General features: G+C 61.9%; 35 protein-coding genes and 1 tRNA gene. 13 read left to right on the top strand and 23 right to left on the bottom strand.

What is annotated here, in order from left to right; translation table 11 throughout:
• The first annotated feature begins 28 nt into the window (after window positions 1-28).
• The 3 genes from wecB (at window position 29) to ASE49_RS12985 (ending at window position 3,073) form a co-directional block, all read left to right on the top strand.
• On the top strand, window positions 29-1,162 hold the full coding sequence (gene wecB / locus ASE49_RS12995) for a non-hydrolyzing UDP-N-acetylglucosamine 2-epimerase (RefSeq protein WP_056773147.1): 1,134 nt from the start codon (window positions 29-31) through the stop codon (window positions 1,160-1,162).
• The gene (gene wecC, locus ASE49_RS12990) at window positions 1,146-2,447 is read left to right on the top strand and encodes a UDP-N-acetyl-D-mannosamine dehydrogenase (RefSeq protein WP_056773144.1); all 1,302 of its coding nucleotides are present in this window, start codon (window positions 1,146-1,148) and stop codon (window positions 2,445-2,447) included. The genes wecB and wecC overlap by 17 nt, the downstream gene beginning before the upstream one ends.
• A gap of 104 nt (window positions 2,448-2,551) precedes the next feature.
• Entirely contained in the window at window positions 2,552-3,073 is a 522-nt protein-coding gene (locus ASE49_RS12985; RefSeq protein WP_056773142.1) for a CHAP domain-containing protein, read from the top strand.
• Between the two features lie 88 nt (window positions 3,074-3,161).
• Here ASE49_RS12985 and ASE49_RS12980 read toward each other — a convergent pair whose 3' ends face one another.
• The 5 genes from ASE49_RS12980 to ASE49_RS12960 all read right to left on the bottom strand — a co-directional run bounded on the left by ASE49_RS12980 (window position 3,162) and on the right by ASE49_RS12960 (window position 6,357).
• On the bottom strand, window positions 3,162-3,386 hold the full coding sequence (locus ASE49_RS12980) for a hypothetical protein (RefSeq protein WP_056773139.1): 225 nt from the start codon (window positions 3,384-3,386) through the stop codon (window positions 3,162-3,164).
• A 121-nt stretch (window positions 3,387-3,507) separates the two neighbouring features.
• Window positions 3,508-4,182 (bottom strand): CDP-alcohol phosphatidyltransferase family protein, encoded by a 675-nt coding sequence (locus tag ASE49_RS12975; RefSeq protein ID WP_056773136.1) that lies wholly within the window; start codon window positions 4,180-4,182, stop codon window positions 3,508-3,510.
• 117 nt (window positions 4,183-4,299) lie between these two features.
• Entirely contained in the window at window positions 4,300-5,061 is a 762-nt protein-coding gene (locus ASE49_RS12970; RefSeq protein WP_056773132.1) for a molybdopterin-dependent oxidoreductase, read from the bottom strand.
• Window positions 5,058-5,903 carry a cytochrome b/b6 domain-containing protein gene (locus ASE49_RS12965; RefSeq protein WP_056773272.1) on the bottom strand — a complete coding sequence of 282 codons (846 nt, stop codon included), beginning with the start codon at window positions 5,901-5,903 and terminating at the stop codon, window positions 5,058-5,060. Before ASE49_RS12965 ends, ASE49_RS12970 begins: the two co-directional genes overlap by 4 nt.
• A gap of 37 nt (window positions 5,904-5,940) precedes the next feature.
• A complete protein-coding gene (locus ASE49_RS12960; RefSeq protein WP_056773270.1) occupies window positions 5,941-6,357 on the bottom strand; it encodes a secondary thiamine-phosphate synthase enzyme YjbQ in 417 nt (138 codons plus the stop codon).
• A gap of 118 nt (window positions 6,358-6,475) precedes the next feature.
• Here ASE49_RS12960 and ASE49_RS12955 point away from each other — a divergent pair.
• A tRNA-Gly gene (locus ASE49_RS12955) sits at window positions 6,476-6,549 on the top strand.
• 28 nt (window positions 6,550-6,577) lie between these two features.
• On the opposite strand, the gene ASE49_RS12950 is transcribed toward ASE49_RS12955, so the two are convergent.
• The 17 genes from ASE49_RS12950 to ASE49_RS12870 form a co-directional block, all read right to left on the bottom strand.
• A complete protein-coding gene (locus tag ASE49_RS12950) occupies window positions 6,578-7,828 on the bottom strand; it encodes a hypothetical protein (RefSeq protein WP_056773130.1) in 1,251 nt (416 codons plus the stop codon).
• Between the two features lie 151 nt (window positions 7,829-7,979).
• Window positions 7,980-8,417 (bottom strand): hypothetical protein, encoded by a 438-nt coding sequence (locus ASE49_RS12945; protein ID WP_056773128.1) that lies wholly within the window; start codon window positions 8,415-8,417, stop codon window positions 7,980-7,982.
• Window positions 8,414-8,605: a hypothetical protein gene (locus tag ASE49_RS12940; RefSeq protein ID WP_056773124.1), complete on the bottom strand. Its 192-nt coding sequence runs from the start codon at window positions 8,603-8,605 to the stop codon at window positions 8,414-8,416. The genes ASE49_RS12945 and ASE49_RS12940 overlap by 4 nt, the downstream gene beginning before the upstream one ends.
• Window positions 8,602-8,958: a hypothetical protein gene (locus tag ASE49_RS12935; RefSeq protein ID WP_056773121.1), complete on the bottom strand. Its 357-nt coding sequence runs from the start codon at window positions 8,956-8,958 to the stop codon at window positions 8,602-8,604. Before ASE49_RS12935 ends, ASE49_RS12940 begins: the two co-directional genes overlap by 4 nt.
• Window positions 8,955-9,233, bottom strand: a complete 279-nt coding sequence (locus ASE49_RS12930) for a DUF6440 family protein (RefSeq protein WP_056773119.1) — start codon at window positions 9,231-9,233, stop codon at window positions 8,955-8,957. Before ASE49_RS12930 ends, ASE49_RS12935 begins: the two co-directional genes overlap by 4 nt.
• A 61-nt stretch (window positions 9,234-9,294) precedes the next feature.
• Window positions 9,295-9,693: a recombination protein NinB gene (locus ASE49_RS12925; RefSeq protein WP_056773117.1), complete on the bottom strand. Its 399-nt coding sequence runs from the start codon at window positions 9,691-9,693 to the stop codon at window positions 9,295-9,297.
• Window positions 9,690-10,040, bottom strand: a complete 351-nt coding sequence (locus tag ASE49_RS17865; protein ID WP_082456461.1) for a DUF968 domain-containing protein — start codon at window positions 10,038-10,040, stop codon at window positions 9,690-9,692. Before ASE49_RS17865 ends, ASE49_RS12925 begins: the two co-directional genes overlap by 4 nt.
• Window positions 10,040-10,528 (bottom strand): single-stranded DNA-binding protein, encoded by a 489-nt coding sequence (ssb, locus tag ASE49_RS12915; RefSeq protein WP_056773113.1) that lies wholly within the window; start codon window positions 10,526-10,528, stop codon window positions 10,040-10,042. The genes ASE49_RS17865 and ssb (ASE49_RS12915) overlap by 1 nt, the downstream gene beginning before the upstream one ends.
• A gap of 1 nt (window position 10,529) precedes the next feature.
• Window positions 10,530-11,486: a hypothetical protein gene (locus tag ASE49_RS12910; protein ID WP_056773110.1), complete on the bottom strand. Its 957-nt coding sequence runs from the start codon at window positions 11,484-11,486 to the stop codon at window positions 10,530-10,532.
• Window positions 11,487-11,500: 14 nt separating this feature from the next.
• Window positions 11,501-12,286 (bottom strand): hypothetical protein, encoded by a 786-nt coding sequence (locus tag ASE49_RS12905; protein WP_056773107.1) that lies wholly within the window; start codon window positions 12,284-12,286, stop codon window positions 11,501-11,503.
• Between the two features lie 109 nt (window positions 12,287-12,395).
• Complete coding sequence (locus tag ASE49_RS12900) at window positions 12,396-12,707, bottom strand: hypothetical protein (RefSeq protein WP_056773104.1); 312 nt, start codon at window positions 12,705-12,707, stop codon at window positions 12,396-12,398.
• A complete protein-coding gene (locus ASE49_RS12895) occupies window positions 12,704-12,988 on the bottom strand; it encodes a hypothetical protein (protein ID WP_056773102.1) in 285 nt (94 codons plus the stop codon). Before ASE49_RS12895 ends, ASE49_RS12900 begins: the two co-directional genes overlap by 4 nt.
• Before the next feature lies 1 nt (window position 12,989).
• Window positions 12,990-13,217: a hypothetical protein gene (locus ASE49_RS12890; RefSeq protein WP_056773101.1), complete on the bottom strand. Its 228-nt coding sequence runs from the start codon at window positions 13,215-13,217 to the stop codon at window positions 12,990-12,992.
• A gap of 35 nt (window positions 13,218-13,252) precedes the next feature.
• Entirely contained in the window at window positions 13,253-13,528 is a 276-nt protein-coding gene (locus ASE49_RS18315) for a hypothetical protein (protein ID WP_156370310.1), read from the bottom strand.
• Window positions 13,525-13,833, bottom strand: a complete 309-nt coding sequence (locus ASE49_RS12880) for a hypothetical protein (protein WP_235522982.1) — start codon at window positions 13,831-13,833, stop codon at window positions 13,525-13,527. The genes ASE49_RS18315 and ASE49_RS12880 overlap by 4 nt, the downstream gene beginning before the upstream one ends.
• 265 nt (window positions 13,834-14,098) lie before the next feature.
• Window positions 14,099-14,476, bottom strand: a complete 378-nt coding sequence (locus ASE49_RS12875; RefSeq protein WP_156370308.1) for a hypothetical protein — start codon at window positions 14,474-14,476, stop codon at window positions 14,099-14,101.
• 144 nt (window positions 14,477-14,620) lie between these two features.
• Window positions 14,621-15,364, bottom strand: coding sequence for a S24 family peptidase (locus ASE49_RS12870; protein WP_162234251.1), 744 nt, complete (start codon window positions 15,362-15,364; stop codon window positions 14,621-14,623).
• 72 nt (window positions 15,365-15,436) lie between these two features.
• On the opposite strand from ASE49_RS12870, the gene ASE49_RS18470 reads away from it, so the two are divergent.
• On the top strand, window positions 15,437-15,652 hold the full coding sequence (locus ASE49_RS18470) for a carph-isopro domain-containing protein (protein ID WP_162234250.1): 216 nt from the start codon (window positions 15,437-15,439) through the stop codon (window positions 15,650-15,652).
• A 12-nt stretch (window positions 15,653-15,664) separates the two neighbouring features.
• On the opposite strand, the gene ASE49_RS18790 is transcribed toward ASE49_RS18470, so the two are convergent.
• A complete protein-coding gene (locus ASE49_RS18790; protein WP_235522981.1) occupies window positions 15,665-15,832 on the bottom strand; it encodes a hypothetical protein in 168 nt (55 codons plus the stop codon).
• A 37-nt stretch (window positions 15,833-15,869) separates the two neighbouring features.
• On the opposite strand from ASE49_RS18790, the gene ASE49_RS12860 reads away from it, so the two are divergent.
• The 8 genes from ASE49_RS12860 to ASE49_RS12830 all read left to right on the top strand — a co-directional run bounded on the left by ASE49_RS12860 (window position 15,870) and on the right by ASE49_RS12830 (window position 20,144).
• Window positions 15,870-16,310: a hypothetical protein gene (locus ASE49_RS12860; RefSeq protein WP_056773077.1), complete on the top strand. Its 441-nt coding sequence runs from the start codon at window positions 15,870-15,872 to the stop codon at window positions 16,308-16,310.
• 120 nt (window positions 16,311-16,430) lie between these two features.
• Window positions 16,431-17,771, top strand: coding sequence for a class I SAM-dependent methyltransferase (locus ASE49_RS12855; protein ID WP_200922037.1), 1,341 nt, complete (start codon window positions 16,431-16,433; stop codon window positions 17,769-17,771).
• Window positions 17,772-17,977: 206 nt separating this feature from the next.
• Entirely contained in the window at window positions 17,978-18,421 is a 444-nt protein-coding gene (locus tag ASE49_RS12850) for a hypothetical protein (RefSeq protein ID WP_056773072.1), read from the top strand.
• Window positions 18,421-18,915 carry a helix-turn-helix domain-containing protein gene (locus tag ASE49_RS12845; RefSeq protein WP_056773069.1) on the top strand — a complete coding sequence of 165 codons (495 nt, stop codon included), beginning with the start codon at window positions 18,421-18,423 and terminating at the stop codon, window positions 18,913-18,915. Before ASE49_RS12850 ends, ASE49_RS12845 begins: the two co-directional genes overlap by 1 nt.
• Window positions 18,912-19,412, top strand: a complete 501-nt coding sequence (ssb, locus tag ASE49_RS12840) for a single-stranded DNA-binding protein (protein WP_056773066.1) — start codon at window positions 18,912-18,914, stop codon at window positions 19,410-19,412. The genes ASE49_RS12845 and ssb (ASE49_RS12840) overlap by 4 nt, the downstream gene beginning before the upstream one ends.
• Window positions 19,412-19,648 (top strand): DUF2312 domain-containing protein, encoded by a 237-nt coding sequence (locus ASE49_RS12835; RefSeq protein ID WP_056773064.1) that lies wholly within the window; start codon window positions 19,412-19,414, stop codon window positions 19,646-19,648. The genes ssb (ASE49_RS12840) and ASE49_RS12835 overlap by 1 nt, the downstream gene beginning before the upstream one ends.
• A complete protein-coding gene (locus ASE49_RS18305) occupies window positions 19,648-19,803 on the top strand; it encodes a hypothetical protein (protein ID WP_156370306.1) in 156 nt (51 codons plus the stop codon). The genes ASE49_RS12835 and ASE49_RS18305 overlap by 1 nt, the downstream gene beginning before the upstream one ends.
• The gene (locus tag ASE49_RS12830) at window positions 19,803-20,144 is read left to right on the top strand and encodes a hypothetical protein (protein ID WP_056773061.1); all 342 of its coding nucleotides are present in this window, start codon (window positions 19,803-19,805) and stop codon (window positions 20,142-20,144) included. Before ASE49_RS18305 ends, ASE49_RS12830 begins: the two co-directional genes overlap by 1 nt.
• Window positions 20,145-20,441 lie beyond the last annotated feature (297 nt).

Raw genomic sequence — 20,441 nt, 5'->3', positions numbered from 1 at the left:
TAACATTTCGCGGGTATCGCCTGCGCCCATGACAGCACCTGCCCGCATTCTCGTCGTTTTTGGCACCCGGCCCGAGGCGATCAAGTTGTTCCCCGTCGTTCACGCGCTCAAGGCCGATCCCCGGTTCGAATGCGTGGTGGGCGTATCGGCGCAGCACCGCCAGATGCTGGACCAGGTGCTGACGATCGCCGGCATTGTGCCGGACCACGATCTGGACGTGATGCAACCGGACCAGACGCTCGATGCCTTGACCGCTAACCTGCTGATCGGGCTGGGCAAGGTGATGGACGCGGTAAAGCCCGATCGGGTGATCGTGCAGGGCGATACCGCCACCGCAATGTCCGGCGCGCTGGCCGCATATTACCGCAAGATCCCGGTCGATCACGTGGAAGCGGGGCTGCGCTCGTGGAACATCTACCATCCCTGGCCAGAGGAAGTGAACCGCAAGATCATCGGCGCGATGGCCAGCCTGCATTTCGCCCCCACCACCACCAGCCAGGCCGCGCTGCTGAAGGAGAACGTCGACCCGGCCCGCGTCCACGTCACGGGCAATACCGTGATCGACGCGCTGCACTGGGTGACGGACGAGATCGCGCGCAAACCCGCCCTCGCCGGCGGGCTTGCCGAACTTGAGGCTCGATTCGCCGGGCGGCGCATCATCGGGGTGACCAGCCACCGCCGCGAAAACTTCGGCGATGGCATGGAAGGCATCGCGCGGGCGGTGCGGGACATTGCAACCCGCCCGGACGTGGCGGTGATTTTTCCGGTCCACCTCAACCCCAACGTGCGGCAGGTGATGAACGGCGCGCTGGGCGGCCTGGACAATGTGGCCCTGATCGAGCCGCTGGATTATCCCCATTTCGCCCGCCTGCTGTCCATCGCCGAGATCATGCTGACCGATTCGGGCGGCGTGCAGGAAGAAGCGCCCGCGCTGGGCAAGCCGGTGCTGGTCATGCGCGAGACCACGGAGCGGCCCGAAGGCGTGGAAGCAGGCACTGCGAAGCTGGTTGGGACCGATGCCGCGCGCATCGTTACCGAATTATCAACCCTGCTGGACGATAAGCGCGCATACGAGGCCATGGCGCGCGCCCACAATCCCTTCGGAGATGGGCAGACATCGCGCCGTATCGTGGAGCTGCTTGCGCATGAAATCGGACAATAAGCCATCGGTCTGCGTCGTCGGGCTTGGGTACATCGGACTGCCCACGGCTGCGGTCATCGCCCGTTCGGGCAGCAAGGTGCTCGGCCTGGACGTGTCGCAAAAGGTGGTCGACACGATCAACCGGGGCGAGATCCATATCGAGGAAGTCGATCTCGACGGACTGGTACAGGGCGTCGTGGCGCGCGGATTGCTGAGCGCGTCCACCGAGGTTGCGCCTGCAGACGTGTTCGTGATCGCCGTGCCCACCCCGTTCGACAAGGACCATGCGCCGGACATTTCCTATGTCCTGGCGGCAGGCCGCACGATCGCACCGGTGCTGAAGGCGGGCGATGTGGTGATCCTGGAATCGACCTCGCCGGTCGGCACCACCGAGAAGATGCGCGACATGATTGCCCACATGCGCCCGGACCTGAAAATTCCCGGCCTGACGCGCGAGACGCCCGACATTTCGATCGCTTATTGCCCGGAGCGGGTGCTGCCCGGCCGCATCCTTGAGGAATTGACCAACAACGACCGTTCGATCGGCGGCGTGACCCCGCGGTGCGCCCGCAAGGCGCTGGCGTTCTACAAGCGCTTCGTGCGGGGCGAATGCGTGACCACCGACGCGCGTTCGGCAGAGATGACCAAGCTGGTCGAGAACGCCTATCGCGACGTCAACATCGCCTTCGCGAACGAACTGTCGATCGTGTCCGATCGCATGGGGCTGGACGTATGGGAGGTCATTCGCCTCGCCAACCGGCACCCGCGCGTGAACATCCTGTCACCCGGCCCCGGCGTTGGCGGCCACTGCATCGCGGTGGACCCCTGGTTCATCGTGCATGGCGCACCGGAGGAAACCCCGCTGATCCGCACCGCGCGCGGCGTCAACGACGGCAAGATGCACCACGTGATCGCGAAGGCCGAAGCGCTTATCGATGCCCATCCCGGCGCGCGAATCGCGTGCCTGGGCCTGGCATTCAAGGCCAACATCGACGATTTCCGAGAAAGCCCCGCCCGCTTCGTGGCCAGCCGCATCGCGCGCAAGTACGGCGAGCGCGTGAGTGTGGTGGAGCCCTACGCCGATACCCTTCCGATCGAGTTTACCGACACCGGCGTGGTGCATATCGACATCGACGAAGCGCTGGAGACCTGTGACATCCTGATCGTGCTGGTGGACCACGACGTGTTCCGCGTCGTCCCGCTCGCCGAAAGGGCGGACAAGCTGGTCTATGATACGCGGGGAATCTGGCCAGATCAGCCCCGCGCGGTGCGCGAGGATGCAGCAAAGCTGGCGCTGGCGGGGTAGTCCACAGGGCGCGGATACAAACTGCGACAAAGCGTTCGGGGTAACCGACGAGCGGCAATCCCGTTCGCTATCGCAATATCCTTTGGCCGCTATAACGCCTGTTCATGAATTTGGTTCCCCTGATCGCCATGGCGGCTCTCGCATTCGCCACCCCCGCCGTGGCTCGCCCGCTGCAATGCGTTGAATATGCAAGGGACCATTCAGCGATCGCTCTGCGCGGCAATGCCGCTACCTGGTGGGGACAAGCCGAAGGAACTTATGCGCGCGGCCACACGCCGCTGGCGGGTTCGGTGCTGGTGTTCAAGGCATCCGGTGCAATGCGTGTCGGCCACGTGGCCGTCGTGAAGACCGTTGTAGATCAGCGCCATGTCGTGCTCAACCATGCGAACTGGTCTCGCCCCGGCATGATCGAAACTTCAGCTATGGCGGAAGATGTTTCGGCGAACGGTGATTGGAGCAACGTGCGGGTGTGGTACGCGCCCACCCATTCGCTTGGTCTGCGCGTCAGCCCCGCATTCGGATTTATCTACGCGCCCGGGAGCAAGGCGCAATCGGCCCCCGCCGCCTCCCCTGTCAGCGACGACGCCTTTCAGGCCGCTTTCGCAAACTTGCCCGCCCAGGGCTGACAAGTGTTTGTTTCACGGGCTTGACGCTGATGCCCGCGAAAGCGCCCTTTCCCCTCGGCACGCCGATGAGGAAAGGGCAACATAGGGTTTAGCGGCAGACGCGGACCTTCTTGTGGTCACGCCAGTGCGTGCGGCACACCACGTGGTGGCGGGGATGGCCGCCAGTGCGGATCACGGTCTTCTTCACGGTCGGGCCCTTCTTCACCACGACCTTGGTGACGTGCGAACCGGCAGGCTGGGCCAGTGCAGGCACGGCGGCCAGCGCGGTAACGGCACCCAGTGCCGCGAGAATGGTCTTGGTCGTCTTGATCACGTGTGGTCTCCCATGTTTGGAGCGACGCGCGACGATATACATCGCCGCCCCGTCAAACACACAAAGACACAAAACGGCGTGAGGTTGCGCACGCCCGACCCCCAGCCCGATTAAAGCCGCGTCACAGCGCGGGTTCTATCCGCGCCAAACGCCGCACCGCACTGGCGGTCTGCACCACAAACAGTCCGATCAACACCAGACCGACGCCGCCCACGAACCAATCAAACCCCGTCATCGCGGTCATGTCGCGCTGCTTGTCTCCGAAAAGCAGCATCGCGAATGTCAGGGAGACCAGGATCACCCGTAGTTCGGTGGGCCCGGCATTCAGATACGAGAGGCGCATTTCGCCCAGCACGCGTACAGCCAGGAAGGTATGGATGCACAGCAACAGGTAGCCGATCATCGCGATCAGGGCCACTTCCAGCCGCACGTAAGGGCTGAGGCCGATGCCCAGCAGGATCAGGAACGTCGCCAGACCATCACAGCTGTGATCGAGGAAATAGCCGTAGCGCGGGCGCTCAATGTGACGGAAGCGGGCCAGGCTGCCGTCCATCGAATCGCCTACCCAGTGCAGCAGGTAGCCGGGCATGCACAGCCACAGCCAGTCCTCGTTCAAAAGGCTCGTCGTGTATCCCGCGAAGATCAGCAGCGCCCCGAACATGCCAAGGGCCGTGAGCATATCTGGCTTTACCCAGCTAGGAGTGCGGGCACAAAGCCAGTTCAACACCCGCCGTTCCCCGATCGCGAGGACGTTACGTTGGATTCGCGCGGGCGGAATTATCCTGTTTTCGTGCATCGCGCTTTATTGTGGCAACGCGATTACAAGGCAAGGCAAACCATCCATCGCGCGGCGCGTTCCGTCGCGAATGATGCAAGTTGGCCGCAACCGCGCGCCTTCAGGTGTCCGCGATGATCAGATGCCAGCGTACCACGCGTACGCTTCGGCGTCCTCCCAATACCCGCCCTTGCCGCCATACAGGCCTGCGAGCGAGGCCACCGCCTCGATCCGGCTAACGAACTTGGCGTGCTTGTAGCCCAGCTGGCGCTCCACCCGCAGGCGCAATGGCGCGCCGTGCGCTTCTTCCAATGGCTTGCCATTCATCGCCCACGCCAGGATCGTTTGCGGATGGAATGCGTCGACCAAGTCGATCGATTCGTAGTACGGTTTGCCCAGATACCGGTCCGCGCAATGGAACACGAGATAGCGCGCGGCAGGTTTGAGCCCGGCGATATCGAGCAACATCGACAGGCGCGGCCCCTGCCAGCGCCCGATCGCGCTCCACCCTTCTACACAATCGTGACGGGTAATCTGGGCGCGCTGGGGCATCGTGCGCAGCGCGTGCAACGGGATCGCCAGCGGCTGCTCCACCAGTCCGTCGATCCGCAAGGCCCAGTTCGCAAAGCCCTGCGCCAACTGCGCGCGATACGCCGGATCGACCACTTCGCGGCTGCCGTTGGCGCGAAAAACCGGGGACATTTCCGATTCGCGGTATTCACGGGCCAGCGCATTGCGGCCGAGCGCGCGCTGGGTCAGCCGGTGAAGCTTTTCCGATTGGCCCAGCGTATCGAGGACCGCAGGGTTCTGCGCGATCTTGTCACAGCCGGGCAGCAGCAAGCTGCCCGCGCCGATCATGCCGGTCTGGATCAGGCCGCGCCGGGTTACGATCAGCGTCATGGCCTGCGCTCCTTTGGCAGGCGATACCAGCCGGTAACGATACTGCGCACCTCGTTGAGCGGTCCTGCCAGCACCACCATTACCATGTGCACCACAAAGAAGCCCACCAGCGCGCCGGCACACAGGAAATGCACCGAGCGTGCAGACTGGCGACCGCCCAGCACTTCACTGACCGGCAGCCACGCATCCGTACCTGGCGACATGGCAAGGCCGGTCAGGATCATCAGCGGCAGTAGCACGAACAAGACGGCGGCATAGGCGATCTTCTGCAGCACGGAGTACCGCCGCGCGGCTTGCCCGGTCGGAAAGCGCAGCCGCGCATGATCGCGCACGTCCTGCCACAGATGCGCTGGACGCCACTCACCACGGGTGATGTGGATGTCGCGCTGCAGATGGCGGTTCACCAGCGAGCGCACGAGATATGCCAGCAGCCCCAGCGCCAGTACCCACGCAAACGCGAGATGCCAGATCCGCGCCACCGCCAGGCTATAGCGCGAGGGGATCGTCGCCCAGCCAGGAACCGCGCGGCGCTGCACGCGCCCATCGCCGTCCTTCCACAGCCCGAGCTTACCGGTGGTGTCCCACCGCTGCCTGCCTACCTGCAGATACCCCTGCTCCACAGGGCCGGACCGTGCCGAACCCACGCGCAACCACGCATAGTCCGGATTGGCGCCATACTCGCCCCAATACAGGCGCGGATGAGCGTTGAAGATCATCAGACCGCTCATCAGCAGGACCAGCAGGGTGAGCGCGTTGATCGCGTGCCATACCCGGGTGGACAGCCGGTGGCGTCTCACCAGATCGCCGCTTGGCACATCTCCAGGAATAGCATCTGCGCTCATGCGGTCACCCATGGCAGGTTCATGACAGTCCCTGACTTCATGCGCCGATCAGGTGAGCGGCAATCTGGCGACGATGCGGCATCCGGCGATGTTCGGCAAGATAGATCGCCTGCCACGTGCCCAGCGAGAGCCGCCCGCCGATCACCGGCACCTGCACGTTCACGCCCGTCAGCGTGGCTTTCAGGTGAGCAGGCATGTCGTCCGGCCCTTCATCGTCATGCGCGTAGCGATGGTCTTCGGGCGCGATCCGGTCCAGCCAGGCGGCCAGATCGGTGCGAACCTCAGGCGCCGCGTTTTCCTGGATCACCAGCGAGGCGGAGGTATGGCGGCACAGCAACGTCAGCAGTCCTTCCGCGATACCGGTATCGTCCAGCCATCTGGCAACGGCGCGGGTAACATCGGTGAATCCCCGACCGGTCGTATCGAACGCAAGGATGGTGGTTTCCTGTCTCATCGCCGCATCTTGAACCCGCCCAACCGGCGTTTCAACCACCCACCAGCGCCAAGAGCGCCTGATCGACCGCAAACCCGATTGACGCGAACACCCCTGCATGTCATGCGGCCCCCGGCGCGCGGGTGTAGCTCAATGGTAGAGCAGCAGCTTCCCAAGCTGAATACGAGGGTTCGATTCCCTTCACCCGCTCCAGCACCAAATCCAGCAGAAACCTTAGCTTTTATACCACCCTCAGCGAAGGGCGTATAGCGTTATCGCGCGGTAACGACGCGGTAAATGCCCCTGGAACACGCGATTCGATCTCGTCAATCAGGCGCTCTGTTGCTTCCAGCGCGAGCCCAAGATTAGCCGGATCAGGTAGCGCGTAGATGTCCGATATGCTCGCCTTGCGGTGGCCGAGCATCATTTCCCCTTGCGCCCAATTCGCCTCTCCGATGTAGCGGCGGCAGATCGTGGACACGCTGCGACGTATCAGTTTTTCGCCCGCCTCCGCTTCGCCAGGTAGGCCGATATGCGTGCGCATGGCATCCCACGTGTGGCGAATCGTACTAACGGGCAGATAGTTCTCCCGCTCCATCGCCTCGTCTAGCCACGGCTTAAACTGGCGTGCGACGGGAATGGATGGGCGGTACTTCTTGGTTTGCACCCGACCCGGCCTGTTCAATGCCAGCACGCCGGCATCCTTGTACCATTGCCCCTTGGCTCGCAGATCGTAGATGGCATCCGGCCTTGCCCACGTGGTGACGGCGGCGCGCAAATACCGCAGGAGATTGGTTCGGCCCTCGACAATTACCTGCGCTACCTTGGCGGACCACCTCTGCTTGGGCTTAGCCTCGGGGTAGAGGCAGAACCGAAACATGGCGGCGAGCGTATCGACGTCGGCGCGGTAGACGGGCGAACGCGCCAGATCCTTGACCGAACGGGCCTTAAACTGCGCCTTATGCCCGGTGGTAGAGTTGATAACTGCCGCCAACTGGAGAACGCAGCCCTCTATCCCGCCTGGCGAGCGATCCCTGACGATTGCGCCCGCCTTGTTGACGACAGGCTGCGCGGCCAACCAGCGGCGGAACTTCTCGACCCATTGCGGGGTGACGGCCGGCACGGTGACGGCGGGATCGGTCGCCGCTATGTATTCTATGACCTTTGACAAGCGAGGTTTGGTCGATCGGACATATCCTGCCTGATGCTCATTCTTGAGCATGTAATCGGTTATCGCGCTCAGCAGCAAGGCTGCGACTTCCCCATCCGTTGCCTGTCCACAACGAGGGCAGTAATGGCCCCCATGCGCCTGTAGGTATTTGCGATCGAGCGCTAGTTTGGCTTGCTCAATATCGCTTGTGCCCGCGCTAGCGCTTCGTTCGCGCTTTGCGGTGTCGTCGTACCAGACGATTTCCGGATTGCGTCCGGCGCGGGGGTAGAGGGAGAACTGGCCGCGCTGATAGAGCGGCTTCGGGCGCTTCGTTCTCGGCATTGTGCTTTCCTGAATTCCTGAGCTGCCTTAACAATCGCGTCGTAGGCTCCGCATTCGACGAGGAGGTCCATTTCCTCTGGCGACAACTGGATGGTCTTGCGCTCGTCCAGCTTTTTGTCGAACTTGCGCTGGAGATCGGGAGGATGCGCCCTCACACCCCACCTCCCGCCCGAGCGCGTAGGGCTGCTGCACAGAGGGCGAGTTCGGGGGTTTTGCCGCGACCGACAAGGTGATGTTCTCCGACTTTGCCCCCGTGCAAATTCAGGTGCCAGCTGCGGTCATCAGCACACGGCGCACTGAACGCCATCTGGCGTAGTTTCCAGCCCTCGGGCACCAGCGTCATCGCGGCGTCGAGGGAAGCGGTGAACTTCGCGGCGGAATAGTGTAGCCCGCCCGCGCCGATTTTTGTATGACATTCGACACGGCCAACTTCGGGAACGTTGGCGCGAAGGCCCGCTTTCCAAATGTAGCCGACATAGCGCGGGAAAAATCTACAGGTGGCCGCAATCAGAGCATCCAACTCCCGATCCGCCCCCATCGCAGCCTCACAACGCTCAGCCAGATCGAGCAGGGTTTGCTTGTCGGTCATGGGTCCATGTCCTTGATAGGCCGCATCTTCACGTCGGTCGGCAGCTTGACGAGGCGGATTGGGCCTTCTGATAGGGTCTGGATAAAGGCCACAAGGAAGTCCAAGCGGTCCTGATCCAAAGAAACACAGTGCAAGCCGCCGTCGTCCGTTTCGACGACGATCTGGCGGATTTTCAGAGTGCCCCTCATACAGAAGGCTCCTCGCTGCTGGCGGGAGGTGGCGATTTGAGGGCGCGGATGGCGGTGGCGCACTCAGAACAAGCGAACCGCTCGCTGATCGATGACGCCGGCTGCCCAGTCGCGTATTGCGGCGAAAGGAAATCGCGGGCCTGCTGTTCACAAGCCCTCGCCGCATCCTCCAAGGCCGCGAGACGATGGCGAGCGATTAACTGGATGCGACCTATGCCGTCGTGTCGGCCCTCCAAAATTTCCGCGATGAACCCCGGAGACAACGGGATAGCCGACAGCGATTCGTACGCGATCATCGCCCGCCGATCCCCCTCGGTCACGCCCACAATCTCCCCCGCGCTGGTGGTGGTCATGGGGTCGGCTCCTTGCAGATGTGGGCACCATCCGCATTTATGCGCGGCGTCAGATTTCCGTTGCTGGTGGCAATGTATTGGCAGCCAGTCGCATGGTCGGTGTAGATGCGGAGGCCCGACCGTTCTCCGGTCGCCTTGTTGTCCGTCTCATCGTAGCCTATGCTAAAATACCGAAATGTCAGTCTGGTAGCTGCAGTGAAAACGAGCAAGGCGATGGAAAAGACAGCAATTGCCCTGATCATGCCACAAGTGAATGAATAGCCGATCTGCTCCATCACCCTTCCCCCAACTCACGCGCCCTCAAATCAAGCGCCTGCTGTAGTTCGATGGCCGGGGTCATGCTGCTTTCCTTTCGGCAGGATCAGTCCACTCGACGCCATGTTGGGCACCGAATTGGTAAATTGCTTCGATCAGATCGGAGAACTCTGCCTTGTTCAGGCGGCTCGATTTGAAACCCAGCGGCACGACGCCAGTGCCGTCCAGCGCGGGCACGAACGTGCAGTTGAAGCCCGCCGCGTTCATGAACAGGCACTTCCAGTTCTCGGTGGTCAGCACCCGTCCGCCCGGCTTTGCCCGCGCCACGTCGGACAGCATGGCCCAAAGCTTCGCGTTCTGGTCGCTGCTTCGGTTCGCCTCCCGCACGTTCAGCACAGCGCGATCTGGCGCAGCTTCGATCAGGCGATGGGCACGTATCCGGTTGGCCGGGTTCGACAGGATGATGGTCTGGCCGTTCATCGTGCGCGCCCTCTCTGCTGGAGACGGATTTCCGCTGCCTTTGGGCTGGCGGCGGCGAACTCGGCAGCGAGCGTATGCAGATCGATGCCATGGACGCGACCGAAGGGACCTTCCCCGATGCGATGCTGCTCCGAATGGTGCCCCCGGCAAAGGCTGACGGTGAACCAGTCCGAAGGTTTCCGGCCCATGCCTGCGTCCGACCCGGCGCGAACATGCGCAACCTCAATCGGCATATCCTGGCAGCCCGGCACGCAGCACTGATGCGACCGGACGAACGTGCAATGCGCTTGTGAGCGCCTGCGTTCGGAGCGGTTGCGCTCCTTGGGGATGCGGCGAGGCAAGGCCATCACAGGGGGATCTCGTCATCAAGGTCGCCCCAGTCGCTGCCAGCATTGCTGTTGCCGTCTTGCCAGCCACCTTTGTTGCTGTTGAAAACTTCCTTGTCGTCGTTACGGGAATTCCCGTTTCGGCCTTCGCTCCCCTGCGCGCCGTCCAGCATGGTCAGCACGCCGCCGACCCCGCCTACGGAAACTTCAGTGGTATAGCGGTCATTGCCGGTCTGATCCTGCCACTTGCGGGTGCGTAGTTGGCCTTCGATGTAGACCTTGGAGCCCTTGCGCAGGAAGCGTTCGGCCACGCCGACCAGGCCGTCGCTGTTGATGGTGACGGAGTGCCACTCGGTGCGCTCCTTCTTCTCCCCGGTAGCTCGGTCTTTCCAGCTTTCCGACGTAGCTATGCGCAGGTTGCAAATGCGCCCGCCGTTCTGGAACGACTTGACCTCCGGGTCAGCGCCCAGATTGCCGACGATGATGACCTTGTTGACGCTGCCGGCCATGTCAGGCGACCTTTCGTTCTTCGTTGACGGTGAAGCCGGGGATGGCGCGGATGCCGGCGCGCACGTCTTCGTCGGCCATCTGCTGCAGGAAAGCCTTCACCCGGTCGGGCTGGCGCTTGGCATAATGGACCAGGGCCTTACCACCCTCGCCTTCGACCGGAACTGCCTTCCAGTACGAGCGCATGCCGATTGCCCGGTTCTCGCCAAAGGCCTGCACCTTCTCGCGCTCGACCGAGCGGAGCGTCTTGGCGGCCTGGTCGGAAGCGGCCATAAGTTCGGCGGCTTCGTCGATCGCGTCGAGGTCGCTGGATGCCGCGGCTTCCTTGTGTGCCTCGATCGCGGCGGCGGCGATCTCATCCGCCTTTTCTTTGGCGACGCGTTCGCGCTCGCGCTTCTCGGCTTCCAGCTTGTTGAGCCAGACCGTCAGGGCATTGCCCAGCGCCGATACCGCCTTGCTTGCGGTGCCCGGCACCTTGTTCTTGAGCGGGGCGATGTAGGCGTTGTAGCGGGTCTGGATTTCGTCGATCTTCTCGTCGAACGGCTTCTTCTCCGCGATGCGCGCTTCGTCGGCCAGCTTCATGCCGTCCTGAAGCTGCTGGCGAAGGGTGCCCACGGCATCGGCCTGGCCCTGCGTGGTGATCTGCGCGCCGTCCGCCCAGTTGCGGGCCTCGCTCAGCAGGTCGTCGAGGTGAAGCTTTACGGCAGCCCACTGTGGATCAACCGAAACCTGTTCGTCGGGTGGCGGGTTGTTGTCGCCAATCACGGCCGGGCGCGGTGCCGGCGGATTAAGCGCGACCTCCGTTGCCTCGGCAGTGAGCTTATCGACGTGCGCCTGGAGCGCTTCAATCTCGGCAATGCGTTCTGGCTCGGTGCGCGTCAGCTTGTTTAAGGCGTTTTTCGCGTAGGACAGAGGCATGGTGGCGATATCTTTGTCGCCCTTGCTGGATTTGTAGAGCATAGTTCGGGGCCCTTTCAGTAGGGGATCGAAGCGGCGTCGAGGTTGTCGAACTCGCCGGCTGTGGTGTCGGATTGTGCTTCGCCAGCCTGGTTGGTTTTGGCTTTCGCCATGGCCGCCAGATCGTTCTGGAGCTTGCCAACTGCCTGATCGTATTGTGCTGGGGAGAGCTTTTTCAGATCCGCCACATTGAAGTGCTTGAGCATCTTTCCAGTGTCGGCGTTGGTAGCCTCAATCAACTGGATCAGTTTCGCCCAAGCTGCAGCCGGCATGCCTTCGTCGGTGGCGGGCTGTCGCTTTGACTGCTGTTGCCGGGCCGATTCCCGGACCTCGGTGTATTGCGCCTCCACGAATCCGCCTTCCGGCACTTCCTCGGCCGGGGTCGTGGACAGGCCGGCGTCGATCATCACTACGACGTGCGCGAAAGCCGATCTGCAGGCGCGCGAAATCGCGCGCGTCTGCACCATAGCGCGTCGAGCGTAGACCGGGCGCTTGGACCAGACGTTCTCGTCATCACCGAGGAAACCCTCTGCTTGGGCAATTTCCCTGCCGTCATCCATGCGACGCACCACGGCGACGCACTTAAAGCCGGACATGCCTTCGTCGTTGACGCGTTCGACATTGAGCGCGGACGCTGCGCAACCGTGCGCAATTGCGATCGCCTGCCAGCCTTCGACAGTGACGTAACCACGACCCTGAATTTTCTTGGCGGTCTGCTTGACAATCGCGCCGCAGAGTCCGGCCGCGTCCGTGGACTGGCGAAACTCATGGCCGTTCGTTGGAACTTGGACGAGAGCGTTCACGGCACTTTCCTTTCTGCATGGATGGTCTGGCGCTCAGGCGGCGCAACAAAGATCGCGAGGACAAGAACCGCGGTGATCGCCAGGCACACGAGGTGGAGGGGGCGGTCCATCAGAAGCCTCCCATCAACTGGTCGCGGCGGGATTGAGCGCGCCATTCAGCGGCTTCTTCCTCATCGTTTCGCCAGTCGTCAAAACACTCGCCCATCAGTTCTTCGTCCTCGTAAAAGGATTGTGGAACGGAGATGCTCTTGTCGGCGGGAGCGATGTTGATGATCTCGACCGACGCTGGATCTTCCGGGTCTGTCATGGTCTGGGGTGAGCCAGGGCGACCAACATAGGTGACGCGCACGACAGCTTCGATCTCGCTGCCACGGCTGTCGTGCCACATAAGGGTGGTAGTGAATGAGCCGCGATGGGTCATGATTTGCGTCCTGGAAAAAGAACCGCATCAATCGCTTCAATCCGGCGCACCCGGCTGTCAGCCGCTGGCGGATAGAGCATGTCGCTGCGGTACTGGTGAGCAAGGGCGATCAGGGCTTCGGGCTGCGCGTCCTCCGCCTCCGAGAACCCGCGCTTACTGAGGATAACCAGCACGTCACTCAAAGCCGCGCTGTATCCCTCGTCGTGGGCGTTGTTGTACGGCGTCGAGGTATCCGCAGCGCCACCGAGGGCGTCGATCTCGCGATAAAGGGTAACGCTCACATCAACCTCCAATCATAATAGCTGCGGCAAGCACGCCGATGATCAGCACCCCAAACAGCCCCGCCGCGATGATCACCCCGAACAGCGGATGAGGCTCCGACGCATCGCCATCTTCGGCAGCGAGACGCGCTTCCTCGGCCCGCATCGCTGCGTATTTGCCGCGCAGGGTTACGGGTGGGTCCATGGGGCGCAGGGCACCGAATACATGCTGCCTGCGTGCCTCGGTCATCGGTGGGCGCGTGGTGTGGAGAGAGGAATGGCGGATCATTGCGCCGCCTCGCGGATTTCGAGGCCATGCTTTCCAAGAGCGGCACGGAAAGCCGAGACGGACTCAGGAGCCGCAGCGCCGTAAGTCTCGCGCAAGCACTCTTGCAGCGGATCAACCGGCGCGTCTTCGTGCTGGGCGATGTAGTGGGCGAAGGCGATGATCGTTGGGTTTTGTTTAGGCTGAGCCTTGGCCGAGTCCCGGTGATGCTTGCTGTGCCCTGATGCAGTGCAAGCCCGCTCAATCGCCCAATCAGGCGGCATCTGTTCGCTCACGCCCCTTCTCCCGAGCCAGCGGTGAGGATGGGCGGGGTGGGGATAAGTTCGGCCAGCAATGAATAATGCAGAGCGACTTCTTGACCCGGCTCGGTGAAGGACACGCGAACCCAAGGATGGCCGCCATTCCCACCGTTGCTTTCGATGCCAACGCAGCCTGTCAGCGCGTCCTGCCACCCCGCATGGTCCGAGGGCGTGGGGACGCGGGTGTTCCATGCGATGATGGCTTCGGCTTTGCTGTCACATTCCCGAGTTCTGAGGCAGCAAGTGCCGCACCAAACATATGGGCTGTAGATCTCGTTCATGACTTCCACGCCGCTGAACGATGCCTGCGTGAAGCGACCGGGCGCCTTTGCGGGCCCAGACCCACAGCAAGGACACGGCAGCAACTCGACCCCGCTATTCTGCGCGTCCGTCATGAGGTGCGTCCTTCTGCGAATGTGTGAAAAGTCTGACCGCGCCGCGCCGTTTCGTGGCAACGCTGGTTGATGGCTTTCAGGCGGTTCCGCTCTTGCCAGTCCGCGCAGTGCTGCACCGGAACGCCGTCGAAATAGGCTTGCTCGGCGTACATCACGCCGCCAGCCTCCCGTAATGACGCATCAGCCGGGTGGCGTCGTAAGGGTCGATGTTGCCGAAGCGCATGGGGCAGCCGAACACGTCCGCCAGAACATCATCTGCGCGGGGCTGGGTCGCCTCGAAGTCGAGGTAATCATGTGCGCGCCCGGATGCCTCGGCTTCGCGGTACGTGCAGCCAAACAGGCCGTCGATCAGGTCGCGGCGCATGTCCTGCAAGCGCTCAACGGCATCGCCAGTGTAGTGCAGGCAATCGTCGCCCATGACCACGATCGGGCGGTGCAAAGACAGGTCGGAAACGTCGATGCTCGCAAGCAAGGCGCGGGCTTCGGGAGCCTCGTGCCATGGTGCTGCGGTGATGCGGGTGATCTGCACTGAACTGACCTCCGAGCAGCGCCGGTGGGGCTGCTGTTGGAGGTAGATGTACACACGTTGTGTACGTACGGTCAAGGGCTATTTTACATATTTTGCGTACACGCAATCATCACGTAAAACCGCCCGTATCCTTTAGCTCTCGCATCAAGACAGGAGATCATTCATGCTTAGGACGCGGTGAATTTTTAGCACTTCCTTGGCGTCGATCTGAAACGTCAGCCCCGGCCTGTATTGCTCCAGCTCAACATATGAACCGGATCGGCGCACCAGGCGCTTCACCAACACCGTGCGAGCGCTTTCACCATCGTCACCATCTTGGCCCTCGCCGTTTTTGCGCAGGTAGACGATCACATTGTCCCCGATGCGCGGCGGTCGTGTCGTTTCCGCGAACACAATCTGGCCGTCCTCGAACGCCGGAAACATTGATGATCCTTGGACATAGATGCCGTAAACGTCCGGGCGTCCGTCAAGGATTACGGGACGCTTGGCGTATCCTATGATTTCATGATCATATAAAGCGGTCTGCTCGATAGATAGGCTATCCTCGATGCGGTCGGCGCCTAGCGCCGTCCCAAGGATCGGCACGTCCTGCTTCATGCGCTCCATAGATGCCCCTTCGTATTGAACAGGCACGGCATTGGCCGGCGGCAGACCTGCCAACGCAAAAACATCGTCGCGCGTGATCGCTGGACTGCCCTTACCTTCTAGGGCGCCAGCTATCTTCTCAGCGACAGTTAAGCTGAGGCGTGCGTCAAATTCGGGGTCCATATAGCGCTGCACGCCAGAGGCAGCCTTGTAGCCGCACGCTGCCGCAAAAGTGCGCATCGACATACCCGCGCGCTTCACGAATTCGGATATTATCTCACCTGTGGTGCGTACGTTTGCCATGTCCGCATTATCGCGAGCAGGCGGTACACTTTCCACGTTGACTGGCGTACACACGCTGTGTACACCATGCGTATGAACCATCAAGCCATTATAGCCGACCTCGGCGGCATTCGCGCCTTGGCCCGTAAGCTGGGTCATAACAGCCACACCACTGTGCAAGGCTGGTTCGACAGAAACAGGATTCCGCTTGCAAAATGGCCGGACGTAATTGCCGCAGCAAAAGAGGGCGGCAAAGAAATCACGACTGAGAAGTTGCTCCCCGCCGATCTGCGGCAGGACGCAGCATGACCGCCCCTCAGATCACCAGTGCTTGTCAGCCCGGCACTCGTCGCACGGCGCTTCATGCACACACCGCGCGTCGCCGTAGCGGCAATACCACGGCGGCGGGTTTCGGAAGTGGGCGAGCAGTTTGCGCAGGATCGACATGGACTGATCATACCTTTCGTCCGAGCGTTCGTATATCGGCATTTCGCACCCCCACCCGCACCACCGGGGGAGCGGCGTGATGGATCACGGGCAGCTCAACATCCCGTTGGCGAAGCGCGGCAACATTGACGCGCAGATCGACGCGTACAAAATCGAGCAGGCGCACGCCCGAAAGGTGACCGCAAAAGAACGCGCTGCCCGTGTCAGCAACCTCAAGGCGAGCATTAAGGGCATTCTCGCAGCGCTGCCAGATGATCGCGTTCTGGCTCTCGCTGCGCCGCTGGGGAAAAAGAAAGCCAGCACGGCTCGGGTGGCCCTTTATCAAGCTGCGGGGGCTGATCTGGCGCGCTGGCAGGATGCCTTGATGCGCGATCTCGCCGCCACCATGAACAGGTGTTGCAGTGTCTCCCCGTGCGCGCGTCTGGAGGGGCCGTGCTGCGACATGGCCGGGCGGTGTGCGAAATGTCGCGCCCGCTATCCTGGCTGCAACTGCTCGCCCGAAGAATGGATGGGCTACTAAATGCGCGCCCTCCTCGCCCACGCCATCCCCCTGTCCAACATCCTGCTCTGTGCGTTCGTCGCGCTTCGGGCTGCGGCTTTGGGGGTGGGGTAGATGGGGGCGCTGGCTCTCCCCACTACTGTGGCGGACATCATCGACGAGTACGCTGCTAAAGACGCTGCGATTGAGGAAGCGATTTCGCAATTCGACCAAGCGTATGATCGTCTCGGCATGTGTGCCACTGTTCAGGGTGTCTATGTCGAACCTGTAGGCTCCAAGTCGTACCTGAACGCGCGCAGCTTGCGTAACAACTTGCTCAAGTCTGGTTGGCGGGCTGTTTACAACCGCCTCCAGATCGACAGCATTGCCAGCGCTAAAGACAAAAAGCTCTTTGACCAAGCGCTGGCAAGTCCGCCGCCGCTGACGATGGAGAACACGAAGGCCACGTTTGGCGATTACCTTATCCGCCCGCGCTTCCATATCCTGAAGGGCCTGGCCGAGGCTTTTGTCGACCTTGACCCCGCATACAAGAGCCACAGCAAGGTTCGCATCGGCGTCAAGGGATTGCCCAAGCGCGTCATCCTTAGCGGCTTCGGCGAATATACCAGTGATTGGGGGCGCAAGCGGTTCGAGGATATGGTGAATGCGCTTGCCGCTTTGCGCAATCAGCCGGCGTTCGAGTGGAAAGAGTGGAGTGCGATCGACCTCGCTAACCGTCGCGGTGACGATGCTGTGCTTGATGGCCGGAACTACTCGAGTACGGACCGCTATGGCAAGGTTGAGGAATTTGCGACCGTCGATCGTGGTCTGACAATCCGCAAATTCGCCAATGGCAATGCTCATGTTTTCTTCGACAAGTGGGCGCTGATCGACATCAACAAGGCCCTTGCCGAGTTCTATGGCGAGGTGCTGCCCGACGCAGAGGCTGATAACGTCAAGCCTAGCGCCAGCACCGCCGTTTCCAAGGATCTCCAGTTTTACTGGACCCCGGTCGAGGTAACGGAAGCGGCCATTGAATTTGCAGGCATACCCAACCCAGCCCACTACAGCGGCGGGCGATCGACGATGCCTGTCAAACGCGTTCTGGAGCCATCTTGCGGCGACGGTCGTATTCTCGATGCGCTGCGCGCGCATGGACACAGCGCTTTCGGGATTGAATATCACCCTGCCCGTGCTTCCGAAGCCCGTGGCAAGGGGCATGCAGTTTTGACCGCAAACTTTCTGGAGCATCCAGCCACACCCGAGTTCGACGCTGTGGTGATGAACCCTCCATTTTACGGAAAGCACTACGTCAAGCACGTCGAACATGCCCTTCGCTTTCTGAAACCAGGCGGCACACTCGTTTCCATACTCCCGGCTACCGCTCGGTACGACCACGGCGTCTTGTCGGGTGAATGGCGTGATTTGCCGGTCGCGAGCTTTGCCGAGGCAGGCACCAACGTGCCCACGGTCATGCTGCGTGTCGTCAAGAAGGCTGGCTGAACCATGCTCTGCGCCCAGTGCCACCGCCCCCTCTGCGACCACACCGACCACGCATATGCGGGTCACACCAACGGCGGCGCATCCGCCGTGCCCGCCCGGCAAGCCCCTCCTCCTGTGCGCCGGGCGGGAACTCCTTTCGATGAACAATCTGTAACTCATGCAGCCGAGGTAGCCCGATGACAGGCCCCGAGTCCGTGAACTTCCCTATGCTCGTTTCCCGCAGTGCAGCAAACGACGCATTGCGCAACGCCCTGCGCCTCTACGTTGGCCGTGGCCGGCATTACAGCGTCAAGCAGCTATCCAACGGGACTGGCATCAAAGATCGCGTGATCGAGGCGGCTATGCTTCCTGCGGATGACCCCGATCATCGCCGCCTGCAGCCCGAAGCGATGTTCTCCTTGTTCACGTTCCTGGGCGCGGACTTCACTAGCCAGGTGCTGGCCATCGCCGGCTTGGGCGCATTTGACCTGCCCACCAATGAGCCGGATCCCGGCGCGCTCGCCATCGCCAACACGGATGACAATGCCTGCATCGTGCGCGCGGCCATGGATGGCGTGTTCGACGATGATGAGCGCAAGAACCTGCGCACTGTCGGTGTTCGCATGGTGGCGCGTGGGACGCAGCTTGCCGGTTTGGTGAGGGCTGCGTGATGGTCCGCATAGCTGACATTGTGACTATCGCAGCTGAGCTTTCCGGCGTGTCGCGTCAGGAAATCATGAGCAAGTCCCGCGTGGCGCGCGTCGTTCGCGTTCGCAACGCCTGCTACATGATCGCGCGGGAGTCCGGCAAAAGCTATCCCGCTATCGGGCGCGCACTTGGTCGCGATCATTCGACGATCATTCACGGGCTGTCGAAGGCCATCATCACGGCGCATGAAGAACCGCGATACCGCGCGTTCCTAAAGCGTCTGCGCACGGCGGTGTCCAACGTCCAACCGTTTGCCGGCGATCGGATCAGCCCGACCGTCGAGCTGCCAAAACCATCGGTGATAGTGCCTGCGCCTCCTGCGCGCAGAGCCGTGAAAGCTCGCAACGACTTTAGCGGCTGCGACACTGACAAGAGCGAGGCCAGCATGGCGACCGGCTCCTCTGATTTTCTTGCCGCCCTCAAGGCTGCCCAATCCAACATCGAAAGGGCCGCATGATGTCCAGTCTCAACCAGTGCCAGTTCATAGGAAACCTTGGCGCCGACGTGGAAGTGAAGTCCTTTCAGAATGGCGGCCGGGTCGCGAACCTTCGCCTCGCTTGCACCGAGAAGTGGAAGGATCGCGAGGGCAACTCCAAGGAAAAGACGGAGTGGGTCAGCGTTGCGATCTTCAATGATGGTCTCGTCGGCGTCGCTGAGCGTTACCTTCGCAAGGGTTCAAAAGTCTTCATTTCGGGCAAGCTCTCGACCCGCAAATGGCAAGACCAGAACGGGAACGATAGGTACTCTACCGAGATCGTTCTGAACGGCTTCGATGCGAAGTTGGTTATGCTGGATGGCCCCAAGGGCGGCCAGGATGGCGGCCAGCGTCGTGAACCGGATGGCTCGCGTGGCGCCTCCGATAGCTGGGGCAGCGGGCCGAAGAACTCGTTTCCGACTGATCATGCTGACGATTTCGACGACATACCTTTCATTTCTAACAAAGGGATCTGGTGATGACCGCCAACACCGACGACCGCCTGCGCCTGTTGATCGAGCGCGTCGAACGCCTCGAAGAGGAAAAGAAGGGCATCAGCGACGACATTCTGGACGTATACCGCGAAGCCAAGGCAGTTGGTTACGACCCAAAGATGATGCGCGCCGTCGTCAAGCTGCGCAAGATGAAGCCCGACGATCGCCGCCAGATGGAAATGGAACTGGAGACGTACAAGTCGGCTCTGGGGCTCGACTGATGGGTTGGCTGTTCAACCGCAAGCCGGGGCCGGTTAATCCCGGCGAGGCCCTCGCTAAGATCGGGCATCAGCAGCGCCGGGCGAAGATCCGCGCCGTTGCCGATCAGATGCGTGCCGACATGGGTTTGCCGCCTGTGGAGTGGCCGGCGCTGTGATGGTCACGCTGCCCTTTCCTCCCTCGTCGCTGTCAGGCCATGCCAAAGGGCACTGGCGCACGAAAGCAGCTGAGACGAAGAAGTGGCGCGCATGGGCACACGCTGCCACCATAGGCGCGCGTCAGGGGTCTGCGTACCAGTGCGCCGATGCAGGCGACATACCCGTCACCATCCGCTTCACGCCGCCCAATCGCCGCAGCGACCGCGCTAACTTCCCCAACCGCCTAAAGCCCATCCTGGACGGCATTGCCGACGCGCTGGGCGTGAACGATCGCCGGTTTCTGCCGTCGTATCAGTTCTGCGAGCCTGAGGCCCCTGGCAAGGTTGAGATCGTCCTGTGACGGGTTTCATCGCCATGGATCGAGGTGCGCTTGACCACCCCCTTTTGAAGGACGCGGATCGGTTTCGCGCGTGGTTCTGGCTGATCGCCAATGCCGCGTGGAAGCCTACGCGTACCCGCATCAAGGGCACGATGGTTGAGATCGACCGTGGCGACCTGACGTTCTCCGTCCGCTTTTTGGCCGACAACTGGGGCTGGTCGAAAAGCCGGGTGGACCGCTTCCTCTCGGATTTGCGTGATGAAGGCATGATCGAAACGCGTTCAAAAATCGGGACAACAGCGGGGCATGTAGCGGGAC

It is taken from the genome of Novosphingobium sp. Leaf2 (genome assembly GCF_001421325.1).
In the GTDB taxonomy this organism is placed as follows: domain Bacteria; phylum Pseudomonadota; class Alphaproteobacteria; order Sphingomonadales; family Sphingomonadaceae; genus Novosphingobium.
The sequence above is the reverse complement of the archived record's forward strand: the minus strand, read 5'-3'. Positions and strand labels throughout refer to the sequence as shown.